Annotated in this window: 11 protein-coding genes; 5 read left to right on the top strand and 6 right to left on the bottom strand. The window is 71.0% G+C overall.

What is annotated here, in order from left to right:
* Positions 1-1471: 1471 nt before the first annotated feature.
* Complete coding sequence (locus AC5L36_RS14310) at positions 1472-3088, bottom strand: DUF885 domain-containing protein (protein ID WP_441218853.1); 1617 nt, start codon at positions 3086-3088, stop codon at positions 1472-1474.
* A gap of 160 nt (positions 3089-3248) precedes the next feature.
* Here AC5L36_RS14310 and AC5L36_RS14305 point away from each other — a divergent pair, with 160 nt between their 5' ends.
* Complete coding sequence (locus AC5L36_RS14305) at positions 3249-4205, top strand: lysylphosphatidylglycerol synthase transmembrane domain-containing protein (RefSeq protein WP_441218851.1); 957 nt, start codon at positions 3249-3251, stop codon at positions 4203-4205.
* Positions 4206-4208: 3 nt separating this feature from the next.
* Here the strand turns inward: AC5L36_RS14305 and AC5L36_RS14300 are convergent, their stop codons facing one another.
* Genes AC5L36_RS14300 through AC5L36_RS14285 form a run of 4 tightly spaced genes read right to left on the bottom strand, consistent with a single transcriptional unit; the run spans position 4209 to position 8747 of the window.
* Positions 4209-4853: a response regulator gene (locus tag AC5L36_RS14300; protein ID WP_441218849.1), complete on the bottom strand. Its 645-nt coding sequence runs from the start codon at positions 4851-4853 to the stop codon at positions 4209-4211.
* A 1-nt stretch (position 4854) separates the two neighbouring features.
* On the bottom strand, positions 4855-6027 hold the full coding sequence (locus tag AC5L36_RS14295) for a sensor histidine kinase (RefSeq protein WP_441218847.1): 1173 nt from the start codon (positions 6025-6027) through the stop codon (positions 4855-4857).
* A gap of 24 nt (positions 6028-6051) precedes the next feature.
* Positions 6052-7773, bottom strand: coding sequence for a peptidase M16 family protein (locus AC5L36_RS14290; protein WP_441218845.1), 1722 nt, complete (start codon positions 7771-7773; stop codon positions 6052-6054).
* Positions 7770-8747 (bottom strand): hypothetical protein, encoded by a 978-nt coding sequence (locus AC5L36_RS14285; protein ID WP_441218843.1) that lies wholly within the window; start codon positions 8745-8747, stop codon positions 7770-7772. Before AC5L36_RS14285 ends, AC5L36_RS14290 begins: the two co-directional genes overlap by 4 nt.
* A gap of 223 nt (positions 8748-8970) precedes the next feature.
* On the opposite strand from AC5L36_RS14285, the gene AC5L36_RS14280 reads away from it, so the two are divergent.
* Positions 8971-9906 carry a hypothetical protein gene (locus AC5L36_RS14280; protein ID WP_441218841.1) on the top strand — a complete coding sequence of 312 codons (936 nt, stop codon included), beginning with the start codon at positions 8971-8973 and terminating at the stop codon, positions 9904-9906.
* A 43-nt stretch (positions 9907-9949) separates the two neighbouring features.
* Here AC5L36_RS14280 and AC5L36_RS14275 read toward each other — a convergent pair whose 3' ends face one another.
* Positions 9950-11017 (bottom strand): magnesium and cobalt transport protein CorA, encoded by a 1068-nt coding sequence (locus AC5L36_RS14275; protein ID WP_441218839.1) that lies wholly within the window; start codon positions 11015-11017, stop codon positions 9950-9952.
* A gap of 270 nt (positions 11018-11287) precedes the next feature.
* Between AC5L36_RS14275 and AC5L36_RS14270 the strand changes: the two genes are divergently transcribed.
* Genes AC5L36_RS14270 through AC5L36_RS14260 form a run of 3 tightly spaced genes read left to right on the top strand, consistent with a single transcriptional unit; the run spans position 11288 to position 13667 of the window.
* Positions 11288-12505, top strand: a complete 1218-nt coding sequence (locus AC5L36_RS14270) for a hypothetical protein (protein ID WP_441218838.1) — start codon at positions 11288-11290, stop codon at positions 12503-12505.
* Entirely contained in the window at positions 12498-13067 is a 570-nt protein-coding gene (locus AC5L36_RS14265; RefSeq protein WP_441218837.1) for a hemerythrin domain-containing protein, read from the top strand. Before AC5L36_RS14270 ends, AC5L36_RS14265 begins: the two co-directional genes overlap by 8 nt.
* Positions 13068-13100: 33 nt before the next feature.
* Positions 13101-13667: a hemerythrin domain-containing protein gene (locus AC5L36_RS14260; protein WP_441218836.1), complete on the top strand. Its 567-nt coding sequence runs from the start codon at positions 13101-13103 to the stop codon at positions 13665-13667.
* Positions 13668-13676: the final 9 nt, after the last annotated feature.

Here is a 13676-nt window from a genome sequence, read left to right as displayed (position 1 = left end):
ATGCGGCCTCGGTGTGCACGGTCAGCGATCCCGATCCGAAAGACGGAGATTTGAGCTACCGCGACGTTCGTCGTGGTTGCTGTCCGTTGCTCCCGCGGCCTCACCCGTCCGCTGTTGGTCGCGCTCACCAGTTGCTGTCGAGCTGCCCCGTTCGTGCGCCCGGGCGGCGGCCGCGTGCGTGGTTGCGGTTAGTTCGGCGCCTCCGGCAGGGCCTCGGGCTCCGGCCTTGTTGGTGGGTGGTTGCGGTGGGAGCCGTGCTTCGCATGCTGGCTGCGGCTTTGGGGGTGGCTGGCGGTGATGGGGGTCATGATCGGTGTGGTTGATATTTATGCATCGTCTGGAAGTAGATCTAGAGACCTTTCGGAGTTAGGGTCGCCGCGGTCTCGGGCTCGCTTCAAGCAGATTCGAGCTACCGCGATGTCCGTCGTGGTCCAGACCGCTGCTCCCGCGGCCTCACCCGTCCGCCGCTGGTCACGCTCACCCCGCGCGTAGTTCGTTTGTCCACAATGCCCCGTGCCGAAGCGACGGGCAACAGACCGGACAGATGCGCCGTCACCGCGAGTAACCGCCGCGGTGGCGTGAACGGTGTCCGGTGCGAGATCTTGGAGAGTTAGGGCGCTATTTCAACCCTAAGCGTTCTAGATCCAAAGCCCGACACCGCAGCTGGTGACGCTGTGTCAGGATGCTGGCGGTGGTCGGGGCTTGTCCCGCGGAGCTGGCAGTGGACGGCCGGGGGTTTCGGCTCGCCCGCGAGCCGCCGGCCGGGAGCGGTGCCCGCGGGAGCATACGGTCTCCAGCTGACGCGGACCTGGGAAGAATCCTGTCTCGGATTTGACCGTGCGTTGTGGTCGCCCTCGCGAACCCTGACTCCGAAAGGTCTTTCGAGACCCTTCGGGGTCGGGATCCCCTCGAAACAGGTTTCCCGGGTTGTGTCAGCACCGCCGCTCCCGCCGGAGTCCGCTGCGGCCGGCGGCTCGCAGCGCTCGCCGAAACCCCCGGCCTCCCCTGCCGGCTCCGCGCGCCAAGCCCAACCCCGCCGCGGCCCACCGGTCCTCAACGGCCTCCCAAATTCCCGTCTGGACGGGTATATGGGAGCCCTTCACAGAATTCATCCCCAAGAGGGCTGCCCTCTTGGGGCCGGGCCGGGCCGGGCCGGGGCGGACCGGGGCGGGTGGACGTGACCAGCGGCGGGTGAGTGAGGCCGCGGGAGCAGCGGTCGGGACCACGACGGTGTGCCGAGGGGGTCTGTATGGGTCGCATGGTTATGCGCTTCGTGGCATCTCTGCGAGAGGACGGAGGCCGGGGCTTGCACCGCGGGCCCGGCAGTGGACGGCCGGGGGTCTCGGCTCGCCCTGCGAGCCGCCGGCCGGGAGCGGTGCCCGCGGGAGCATACGGTCCACAGGTGACGCGGACATGGGCAAATATGTCTACAGCCACTCACGAAGGGCGAGACACCCCGACTCCGGAAGCTTCATAGCAGGTCTTCCAGCGTGTCCAGCGGGAGCGGCCCGTGGGCGAGCACCTCGTGGTGGAACGCGCGGATGTCGAACGCCGGGCCGCGCGCGGCGCGGGCGCGGTCACGTAGCTGGCGGATGCGCAGGCGCCCGATCATGTAGGCCAGTGCCTGCCCTGGCATCGCGATGTACCGGTCGACCTCGTTGGCGATGTTGGTCTCCGACAGCGCGGTGTTGACGCGCATGTAGGCGATGGCGTGTTCGCGGGACCAGCCGAGGTGGTGCATGCCGGTGTCGACCACCAGGCGGCACGCCCGCCAGGCGTCGAACGACACCATGCCGAGCCGGCTCAGGTCGTTGGTGTACAGGCCCATCTCGTCGCTAAGTCGCTCGGTGTACAGCCCCCAGCCCTCGCCGTGCGCGTCGAAGAACGCGAAGCGCCGGAACCGCGGCAGGTCGTCGCGGGACTGGGCGACCGCGATCTGGAGGTGGTGCCCGGGAACGCTCTCGTGGAAGGCCAGCACCTCGTACTCGAACCGCGGCCGCAGGTCGGGCCGGTAGGTGTTCACCACGTGCGCGCCGGGGCGCGAGCCGTCCGCGGCGGGGGCGACGTAGTAGCCGAGCACCGAGTTTTCCGCCTCGGCCGGATCCATCTCGCGCACCACGCACGGCGCGATGTCGTAGCTGGAGAACCAGTCCGGGACCGCCTCCTCGGCCCGCCGCAGGGCGCCCGTCACGGTGTCGACGATCTCCCGCGCGGCGCCGAACCGGAGCCCGGGATCCTCGCGCAGCCGCACGAGCACCTCGTCGACGTCGCTGGTCCCCAGCGTCCGGCCGCCGCGCTCGGCGAACTCCTCTCGCAACTCCGCCACCAGGTCCAGGCCGATCTGGTGGATCTCCTCCGGCCCGAGCTCGGTCGTCGTGTAGGCGCGGACCAGGCCGAGGTAGGCGTCGGTGCCGCCGGGCACGTGGCACAGCCCGACGCGCTCAGCGGCCCGGCCGACGGGCAGCAGGTGCTCGGCGAGCGCCGTCCGGAAGCGGGCCAGCGCCGGACGTACCCCCGAAGCGACGACCTCGGCGACGCGCGCGTCCGGTCCGGCCGCCGGGCGCAGCAGCGGGTCGCGGTCGACAGGCGTGGCGAGGTAGGCGTCGACCTGGGCTATCGCCTGGCGTACGCCGAGCTCGGTGGGAAACCGCCCGTCGGTGGCCGCCTGCCGGTACCGCTCGGCGTGCCGGTCGAAGAAGCCGCTGAGCTTCTCGAGCCTGGCCAGGTACGCCTCGCCGGAACCGGTCCCCACCGGCACGGTCGACACCACTTGTGCCAGCGGCCCGGCGATGCTGGCGGTGACGGCGACCTCGGTGACACCGCCGCGCAGGGTCTGCCGCTCGTCGTGCAGCAGCCGGCTCAGGATCGCGTGGCTGATCCGGTCTTCCCGGTCGAGGGCGTCGCGGTCGACGGTGGCGAGCTCCGCGGCGAGCCGGGCCAGCTCGGCCTGCCGCCGCTCGGCCGCGGCCCGACTCGGGTCGGGCACCTCCGCGTCGTATCCGGGCACGCCGAAGACGGCGGCTTGGAACGGATCGCCGGCGAAATGCAGGCGGAAGTACTCCTCACCCAACCGGCCCAGCGTGTCCATCGGTGCGGCTCCCATCATCCAGACCGGCCGGACCCACCCTATGCCGGCACGCGGTTATGGCGGGGCATGCCGGCCGGGGGCGCGTCCATCGACCGGTGGACGCCGGGTTCCATCGGTCGAGCCTGTCGGCGGCGGCACGGCGGCGACCAGCATGAATGCTATGAGAAGCCGAATGCTTCTGGCCCTGCTGCCGCCCGCCGCGGTCGTCGGCTACGCGATTTGGAAATGGCCGTCGCTGGTCTCCGCGGGGCGTGCTCTCGCCAATGCCGACCTGACGTGGCTTGCCGTGGGCGCCTGCGCCATCGCGCTGACCTACGCCGCCGGGGCGGCCAGCCAGCAGGGCGCTGTGGCGCTTGCGCTGCCGCGCCGCCAGCTGTTCGTCAGCCAGCTCGCCGGCGTTTGCGTCAACGCTTTCCTGCCGGCGGGGCTCGGCGCCGCGCTCGTCTCACACCGGTTCCTGCGCCGGCGTGGCCTCTCCGCCCCCGACGCGTTCACCGCTCTGGCGCTCACCAGCGTCGCGGGTGCGATCATCCACGCGACGGCTCTGGTGAGCCTGTGCCTGATCGCGCCCGACCGGTTGCCGGTCTGCCGTCCCGACCTGGGCACGCCGCATGTACTGGTGCTGTCGGTCGTGGCCGCGGCTGTCGTGGGCTCGGTGGCGTGGGTCCTTGCCAGCGCGCGTGGCTCGGTGCTGCGGGCCCGCGTGCGCGAACAGGTCGCCGCCGTGCGCGCGACGCTGACGGACCGGCGGCAGGCACTGTTGCTGTGGGGCGGCTCGGCGGCCGGGCCGCTGCTGCACACGGTCACCGTCACCGCGGTGCTGCACGCGATCGGCCGGCCGCTGCCGGTGCTGGACGTCCTCGTCGCGTACCTCGCCGCCAGTGCGGCCGCCGCGCTGGTGCCGTCACCGGGCAGTGTGGGGAGCCTCGACATCCTTCTCGGTCTGACGCTCACCGGAGTCGGCGCGGACCCGCAGACCGCCGTGACCGCGGTGCTCGGATACCGGCTGCTGGCCACGTGGCTGCCGCTGCTGCCCTCGGCGCTGGCCCTGGCCCACCTCCACGGCGGCGCGCGGGCGCACCCGCGACGCGACGCGGCGCTCGCTCAGGCCGGATGACGACTACGGGAGCGGGCGGGTGATGAGGCCCCGTTCGAGGGCGACGACCACCGCGTGGGTGCGGTCGCTGACGTCGAGCTTCGCGAAGATGCGCAGCAGGTGGGTCTTCACGGTGGCCTCCGCGATGACCAGCCGCCGGCCGATGTCCGCATTGGACAGTCCGTCCGCCACGGCGTTGAGCACGTCCACCTCCCGCGCCGTCAGCGCCACCGGGGCGGGTTGCCGCATCCGGGCCACCAGCCGCTGGGCGACCCGCGGCGCGAGCACGGTCTCGCCCCGGGCCGCCGCACGGATCGCGTCGACGAGCTGCTCGCGCGTGGTGTCCTTGAGGAGGTAGCCGATCGCGCCCGCTTCGACCGCCCGCTCGATGTCCGCGTCGGTCTCGTAGGTGGTGAGGATCAGCACCCGGGTGCCGGGCCCGCGCGAGACGATCTCGGTGGTCGCCTCGACCCCGTCGAGTACCGGCATCCGCAGGTCGACCAGCGCCACGTCGGGCCGGAGCCGCTCGACGAGTTCGACCGCTTCCCGGCCGTTCGCCGCCTCGGCGACGACCTCGATGCCCGGTGCGGAGGCGAGCAGCGCGACGACCCCGGCGCGCATGACCGCGTGGTCGTCGACGACGACGATGCGGACCTTGTCGTCCGTCATGTCACCCCTGGCCGTTGGTGGGAATCGTGGCGAGGACCCGGGTGCCTTCGCCGGGAGAGCTGGTGACGACGAGTTCGCCGCCGAGCTCGGCCAGGCGCTTGCGCATGCCCTCGAGGCCAAAACCCTGGGATGTCGCCACGGTGAAGCCGCGCCCGTCGTCCGTGATCTCCAGGTCGATGCCGTCGGGCCGGCGCGCCAGCACGACGCCCACGGTCGTGGCGCCGGCGTGTTTGCGGACGTTGGCCAGCGACTCCTGGGTGCAGCGCAGCAGCGCGATGCGGGTCGGTTGGTCGCATGCGAGATCGGGCAGGTCCGCGTCGACGGCCAGCCCGGTGTCTTCGGCGAACCGGTCCAGGGTCCGGCGCAGCGTCTGGGCGATCGAGCCCGCGACGGTGCCGCTCGGGGGTGCGGACCCGACGAGCACGCGCGCCTCGGCGAGGTTTTCCCGGGCGGTCTGCTCGATGGACAGCAGCTGGCGGGCGGCGCGGTCCGGCGCGGTCGCCAGGCCCGCGCGGGCGGCCTCGGCCAGTACGACGATCGACGCGAAGCCCTGCGCGAGGGTGTCGTGGATCTCCCGGGCCATCCGTTCACGCTCGTCGGCGGCGCCCTGACGCTGGTGCGCCTCGGTCAGCCGCCGCTGGGTGGCGGCCAGCTCGGCGCGCAACCGGTCGGTGCGCGCGGCGTTCTCGTCGAGAATCCGGTGTACGAGCAGCCCGAGCCCGACACCGACGGCGTAGCCGAGGACGGTGAACAAGGCGTTGCCGGTGACCAGCCCGTGCCGCAGGGCGCCGCCGGCCACGGTCAGCGCGGCGGCGGCCCCGCTGACGGCTACCGCGTTCCGCGGGCCGCGCGCGAGGAGCCAGAACTGGGGAAGCGTCGCGATGAACAGGGCAGCGCCACCGCCGAGCAGGTACGACATCCCACCCAGGCCGAGAGCCAGCACCCCGAGGTACGCGGGCGGACGCAGCACGGGATTGCCCGGGAACACCTGGACGATCCCATAGCTCACGCCGAGCGTGGCCAGCAAAGCCAGCGACGAGTACCGCGTGGCGGCGGATTGGTCCCACACCGCGACGACCGGCGGGCCGAGCCCGAGGAGCACCCAGGCCGCGGTGTACCCCCGGTGCAGCGCTCGCGAGCGGTACCGGTCCCCTTCCCGCGACCGTTGATCCATTCCCGCCAGCCTACGCGGGTCCCCTTACTGGAGCGCGGCTTTGTGCCGCCGCCAGACGAACGCGGCCCCGAGGACGAACGCGATCGTCGTCACCAGCGTGCAGCCGAGCATGGCGTACGCCACTGGGTCGCGCAGGATCGCGTCGTCCGGGTTCTGCGGGTCGGCGCTGGCGACCGCGGCGCCGCACAGCGCCGTCAGCGCCGCCGTGATCGTGGCCAGAACGAGCAGTACCACGGCGCCGGGTGACCATTGGGCCGGCCGTTTCGCCGGGACGGCCGGCGGCGGCGCCGCGGGTGCGGGCGGCTGCGGGATCGCGCCCGGATCCCGCGCGGGCATCCACACCACGTTGGCCGGGGGCACGCTGGCGTCGATGTGCGCGATCAGGCCCGGGGGCAGGTGATACAGCGTGGGCTCGACGCGCACCGAAACGCCGTCGAGGCCGATGAGTTGGCGGCCGCCGTCGGGCCAGGCCACGGCGATCGCGCATTCGGCGTAGCGCACGGCGGCGACGCCGTCGGCGTGGACGACGCTGACCCCTTCGGCGCCGACGACGAGCGCGATGTCGTCGCTTTGCCGGGACGCGTAACGCTGCCCGGCGAGCGCGGCCGTGGAGCTTGTCGGGGCGGGTGTGTAGCCGGCCCACCGCGCGTTGAGCCCAGCCGGGACTTGCAGCAGCGCGGCGCCGGTCGCCTCCACCGCCACCGCTGTTATGTCGTCGACCGTGACGCCGCGTACCTCGTCGACCAGGGCCTCGACGGCCGGGTTGGGATATCCGGTGAGCGCGTTCATAGCCGCCGTCGGAAGCCGCGCCCAACCGTAGTCCTCGTGGCGCAGCATCTCCTCCACCTTCGCGCGCACACTGTCCAGATCGGACTGTTCGATGCGACCGACCCGGAGCCTGGCCAGCACGTCGACGAAGCCGCCGAGCACCGCGTCCTGCTTGTCGGGCAGCGCGTCGGCGAGCGCGGTGACGGTGCAGAAGCCGTCGCCGCGCGGCTCGTAGTTGGTGCTGGTCACGTAGGAGTAGCCGCCCTCCTGGCGCAGGCTGCGGTACATCTCCCGCTCCAGCACCGCCGAGAACATCGAGGCGGCCATCCGCCGGCGGACCACGGTGTCGAAGACGACGCCGTTCACGCGTTCGTTGAAGTACGCCGGCGTGGTCGGCAGCGCGGACGAGGGCCGGGGCACCGGCCGGCGGACGCCTTCGGGAAGGCGAAGGCGCAGACCCGCGGGCACCTGGGCCGAGGTGATCCACAACACGGCGTTCTGGCGGGTGAACCATGTGGCGGCCCAGCGACGGACGTCGTCGGTGCTCAGCCTGTACAGCCCCATCTCGTCGTAGCTGACCAGGCCGTAGCCCTGCGCGCCGTAGCGCCACAGCGGCATGGAGTCGGCAACCCCCACGCTGCGTCCGGCCGCCTCGGTGCGAAGGATGTCCTTTTCGGTCTCCAGCCGCCCCACCGGCAGGTTGCCGAGCGCATCGCACACTCCGGCCAGGTACCTGACCACGTCTTCCTCGGAGCCCTCCATGTGGAAGTGGGTGACCACCGAACCCGTCGCGCCGTTGTAGTGGTAGTCGCTCAGGCCGAGGTGAAACAGCGCGAGGTGTTCGAGCAGGTGGGTGACGCCGGCCGTGGCGAGAGTCTCGTCGGCCCGCCCCACCCGGAAGGTGAGGCCGGCCATGAGCGGGCCGCTCTTCGGCGCCAGGAGCGTCTGTACCCCGTCGACCGACGTCTCCCGGATCATCTGCGGAACCCGTTCTGGAACGCGCGGTCGCGGTGGGCGACGAACTCGGTCGGCCCGTCACCGAGGTAGTCCCACGGCGACTCGGCGGCGAGGTTGCCGTGCGCGTAGAGCGCGTTGAAGTGCGCCGCCGCGGCCGGGTAGTTCTCGGCCAGGCTGAACGCCATCGCGAACGAGCTGTGCGCCTCCACCCAGCCGACCGCCGGCCGGCAGGCCGGGTTGAGCACCGAATGCCCCGCCGCCCACAGCAGCTCCTGCTGGACCTCCGGACGCCGCAGGTACGTCGCCGCGGCCTGCTCGCCGTCATCGCGATCCAGCAGCAGCCAGTGCTCGATATGCGCGTCGGCGACCACCGCACCGTTTACCGAGCCAGGCGGCGAGGCCTTGGTGCAGTCGACCGCGAACCGGTGCATCGCCTCGTACGAGCCGCTCCACTTGGGGCACAGCTGCTGGACCATGGCGGCCTGTGCCTGGTGCAGCCGCGGTGCCACCTTCATGACCGCGTCGTACCGGCGCCGCGCCTCGGCCTGGCCAAGGCTGAGGCCCCGCGCCGTGTGCAGGCGCTCGACCCACCCGCTGGCGTAGCCGGGATGCCGCGCGGTCACCTCGATGAGGATCTGCTCGGCCCGGTGCAGGTGCTCGTGAAACCCCTTCCACTGCTCGGCGCTGACGTGCCGGGCCCAGCCGCCCGTGCGGATCGCCCAACCGTCCTCGACGAGCCGCCACGCCAGCAGAGTCCCGGCCGGCGCGGAGGTCGGGTTGTGGGCGAAGACCTGTTCGACGAAGCCCCGGTCGGTCACCCTGGCGACGCCGCGCAGTGCGTCCAGGTACACGGCCGGGTCCGTGAACCGGGCGAGGCCGGCGTCGACCGTCCACCAGTCGTGCGCCTTCGCGGCGTCGCGGAGCGCGCGAGCCTCAGGAAAAGCTGCGAGAGGGTCGAAATCGGGCGTACGTAAGGGGGCGACGGGAGCCGGCACAGCGGCGAGCATACGGCCTGCGGATCACGCTATCCCGCAGCCCTTGCAAGTCGCGGCCGAGCGGTGGGTACGCGGGGTTGGCGCGGCGGGGTCCGGCACAGGTGACGGGGAACCGCCGTTGTTTACCGCCGGGACCGGCTACCAAACAACCGAAACCGGTGCTGACCTGGTATTTCAAGGGGCTCACGCCGATGAGCCTTCGTACCCCGAAGAGGTGGTTGCCATGGCAGAAATCGACGAGCCCACCGACCGGCGGCGGCTGCTGCGCCGCATGGGCACGCTCGCGGCGGGTGCCGCGGGTGCCGGCGTCGCGGGCGCGGTGGCCGCGACGCCCGCCCGGGCGGACGACGGCCAACCGGTCCTCCAGGGACGGGTCAACGAGGCCGGGGGCACGACCGTGATCAGGAGCCACGGCCCGAACGCCCCGACGTTGGAGCTGTTCAACACGTTCGAGGACGCCGTCGGCACCGGCGGCGGCGGCGCGGGCCCGTCGCTGCGTCTCCGACCGCTCAGCGACTCGCTCTACGACGAGGCACCGGCCGGCTCGCTCAGCGCCGACCGGCTCGGCATCCCCTGGGTGTCGATCCAGGCGTTCCAGGAACAGACACACTCCTATCAGGTGCACACGGACTTCAACTCGACCACCACCGTGCCGGTCGTCCCGACCCGCGTGGTCGACACCCGCGGCGCGGCCGGCCGCACTCGGATCCTCAACAGCTCGGCGCTGGACAGCGCCGGCCGGCTGCTGAAGGGCCAGACCATGTACGTCGACCTCGGCGACATCGCGTTCTTCCCGGAGGCGGTGCTGCTCAACGCCACGGTGACCGGTCAGGGCGCCGCCGGCTACCTGACCGTGCACGCCTACGGCAGCGCGCGTCCGGGCGTCGCCAGCATCAACTACTCACCCAACGAGAACCTGTCCAACTTCGTCTTCACCGCGAGTGGCGAGGGCTGGCCGAGCCCGGACGCCGCCATCTCGGTCTACACCAGCCAGCTCACCCACGTCGTCCTCGACGTGGTCGGCTTCGTGGTCGGCACCGGCGGGGTCAACCCGGACATCATGCCGGGCGCGCTGGCGTCCGCCGGCGGCGCCGCTCCCACCGACGCGGCGAGGCGGCGCGAGCAGGAGATCCGAAAGCGCAAGCCAGCCTGGAAGTAGCAGCCTCGCGGGCGCCCGCCGGCCGGGGGCGGGCGCCTCGGCCCTACAGCCAGCCGCGGTGTTTGAAGACCGCGTACAGGCTGACGCAGGTCAACGCCATCAGCGCGATCGCGAACGGGTATCCGAACGCCCAGTGCAGCTCCGGCATGTGGTCGAAGTTCATGCCGTAGATGGTGCCGATCAGCGTCGGCGCGAACAGGATCGCCGCCCACGCCGAGACCCGCTTGATCTCCTCGTTCTGCGCGAACGAGGCGACGGTGAGCCGGCGGATCTCCTCGTTCTGCGCCTGCGAGACAAGCGTCGCGTTGAGCGTGAGGATGTCCGCGAGGATCTGCCGGAAGCCGTCCACCCGCTCAGCCGCGGTGGTGGCGTGGTCGGCGACGTCCGCCAGGTAGCGGCGCAGCTCGTCGTCCGTGCCGTACTTGTCGAACCCCGCGGTCAGCCCGGCCAGGATGTCCAGCAGCGGACGGGCGGCCCGCTGAAAATCGACCACCTCCCGGGACAGCTCGTAGATGCGGCGGGACACCTTCGGGTCGCCACCGAACACCTGCGTCTCGATCTCGTCGATGTCGTTCTGCAAGCCCGCGATCACCGGCGCGTATCCGTCGACGACGGCGTCCAGGATCGCGTACAGCACGGCCTCCGGGCCCCGCGCCAGCAGCTCCGGATCCGCCTCCAGCCGGCGCCGCACGGCCGGCAGGTCCGGCGCCGCACCGTGCCGCACGGTGAGCACGAAGTTGCGGCCCACGAACAGGTGCAGCTCGCCGAAGTCGACCTCTTCCACGTCGTCGAGGTAGCGGGCCGCGCGGAGGACCACGAAGAGCGTGTCGCCGTACCGCTCGAGCTTGGGCCGCTGGTGCGCGACGATCGCGTCCTCGACGGCCAGCTCGTGCAGCCCGAACTCCTCGGCCACGGTCAGCAGCTGCGCCTCCGCCGGCCGGTACAGGCCGATCCACGCGATCCCGTCCGGCGTCTCGCGCAGCCGCTCGTACGTCTGTGCCAGCGTCGGTGGAGTTTCCACCCGCCGGCCGCGGGAGTAGATGGCCGAGGTGACGACGCTCTCCTCGACCGGCGCCGCCTGCTCGGTATCGGCCACCCCGCGCGGATCCATCGACAGCTCCGGCGGCGGAACGTGGGGGTGCCGGCCATCCAAACGGAGCAACCTGCGCGGACGCACGCGCGCACGCCAGTTGTCGGCCATGGCAAGCCTCCACAGAACCGGGATGGAAGACCGGCATCGGCCCGCTCGCGGAAGCAGCCTACACCGCCGCTCACCTGGGCACGTTATGCCTTCGACGGCTTCGATTAGATGAAATGGCCCCCGTCGTTTCGTGGGGCATCTTTCGGGTACGCGGCCCCCACGTCCATCGAGGGAGGCCACATGTTCAATCCGCTGGAGCACAAAGGTCTGGCGCTGGACCAGCAGTTACGGTCGTGGCGTGAGCTGAACGTCGACCCGATCGACCCGGAGGCCGTCGATCCGTACACGCGGTGCCGGATCATCACGATGAACGGGATCGAGGTGGAGTCGATCCTGTTCTCGCACCAGTTCGCCCGCAACTGCCCGGACGACGAGGTGCGCCGGCAGCTGGCCTACACGCGGTACGTGGAGAACCAGCAGCAGCGGGTGGTCAACTGGCTGCTGCCCGGGCTGGCCAGCGTGCTGGAGACGACGCTGGGCTACGAGCAGGTGGCGGTCGACCTGACCGCGTGGGTGGCGCGGCACGAGCCTGATCCGTACCTGCGGCAGGCGTACGAGTTCGGCGTGCTGGAGGACTTCGACCACCTGTACCGGTACGCGAACCTGTACGAGATGGTGGAGCGCCGCAAGGCGGAGAAGGTCGTGGACGCCCTGACCGAGGTGATGCCGGGCCGCCCGACCGCGGCCGAGCACCGCCACCCGTTCGACGAGGTCCGTGCGCCGTACGACAAGGACTCGGTCAACCCGCAGTCGAAGCTGAACGCGTTGACGATCCTCTCCGCCGAGCAGCAGGTGGCGATCTACTACATGAACGTCGGCCCGCAGTACATGGAGCCGATCGCCCGCCAGCTCTACCAGGAGATCAGCCTGATCGAGCAGGAGCACGTCACGCACTACGAGTCGCTGCTGGACGCCGGTGAGAACTGGTGGGAGCGGCTGCTGACCCACGAGTACAACGAGTGCTGGCTCTACCACTCGTTCATGGAGCAGGAGAGCGACCCGCGGATCAAGGCCGTGTGGGAGCTGCACCTACAGATGGAGTTGGGCCAGCTCCAGCAGGCCGCCGACCTGCTGCGCCGGCACGACGGACGGGAGCCGGAGGAGATCGTCGGGTCGGTGGGCGTGCCGGAGCCGCTGCTGTTCGAGCCGAACAAGCAGTTCCTGCGGAACCTGCTGGCGACCCAGATCGACCTGAACAAGCTGGGCGAGGGCTACGTCCGTGAGGCGCACGAACGGTTCGAGTGGATGCAGGAGCAGCTGCACGCGGGCGAGAAGCCGCCCAGCGAGCAGGTCATCGACATGCACCGGGAGCAGTTCGGCGACGAGTACCGCATCGAGACCGAGGGACCGCACCCGGTGGAGTCGCTGCGCGTCGCCGAAGGAGACCGCCGTGCCTGAAAAACCGGCCACTCCCGGTCCGAACGAAGACGTGGTCAGCCTGCTGCTGACCCAGCACGCCCAGATCGAGGAGCTGTTCCTGCTCGTCGCGGGCAGCACCGGCCAGGCCAGGGCCGAGGCGTTCAACGACTTGGTCCGGCTCCTGGCGGTGCACGAGACCGCGGAGGAAGAGGTCGTCCACCCGCTGAGCCGCACCTTGCCCGGCGACAACGACGCCGTCATCGACGAACGCCTGGCGGAGGAGCGGCAGGCCAAGGAGACCCTGAAGGTCTTGATCGACGGCGGCGTCGACGCGGACGGCTTCGACGAGGGCGTGCTGCTGCTGCGCACCAGCGTGCTGGCACACGCCCGGCACGAGGAACGCTACGAGTTTCCCCGGCTACGCCAACACGTGCCCGCCGACCGGCTGCGGCAGCTCGCCACCGCCGTCCGCGCCGCCGAGGCCGCCGCACCGACCCGCCCCCATCCCGGTACGGAGTCGGCGACCGCGAACGCCGTGGCCGGAGTCCCGCTCGCCGTCGTCGACCGGATCCGCGACGCCATCCGGAGCGCCGCCGACTGACCCCCAATCCCCCAACGCGGTAAGGAGCACACCATGGCGGCTGACGATGCGGTAACGCTGATCGAAAAGGACCACCGCGCTCTCGAGGCCCTCTTCGACCGGGTGACCGCCGGCGACGGCGATCGGGACGCCCTGATCGAGCAGATCAACGTCCGGCTGGCCGCGCATTCCCGCGCGGAGGAGGCCGAGGTATACCCGGCCATCGTCCAGGCTCAACCCGGAGAAGAGGAGGACGTCGAACACGCCCACCACGAGCACCACGAAGCCGAGCACCTGTTGCGCAAGGCCCGCAACCTCACCGTGTCGCCACACTTCGACGAGGCCTTCCAAGCCTTCGTCGGCGCTGTGCGCCACCACGTCGAAGAAGAGGAACAGAAGATCCTGCCCGCTTTGCGCAAAGCGGTGGACCAGGCCACCCTCGAACAGCTCGGAGCCGCTTTCGAACAGGCGCGCACCGAACTGCTCGGCGACGAATCGGGTGAGGACCTGGGACAGGCGACAAAGACCGAGCTCTACGAAATGGCCAAGGAAGCCGAAATACCGGGCCGCTCCACCATGACCAAGGACGAACTCGCCGAAGCACTACGCGACAACGAATGACCACCACGG

It is taken from the genome of Phytohabitans sp. LZ39, from assembly GCF_059359075.1.
Note: the sequence above shows the minus strand (reverse complement) of the source record. Positions and strands in the feature narration are given on the sequence as shown.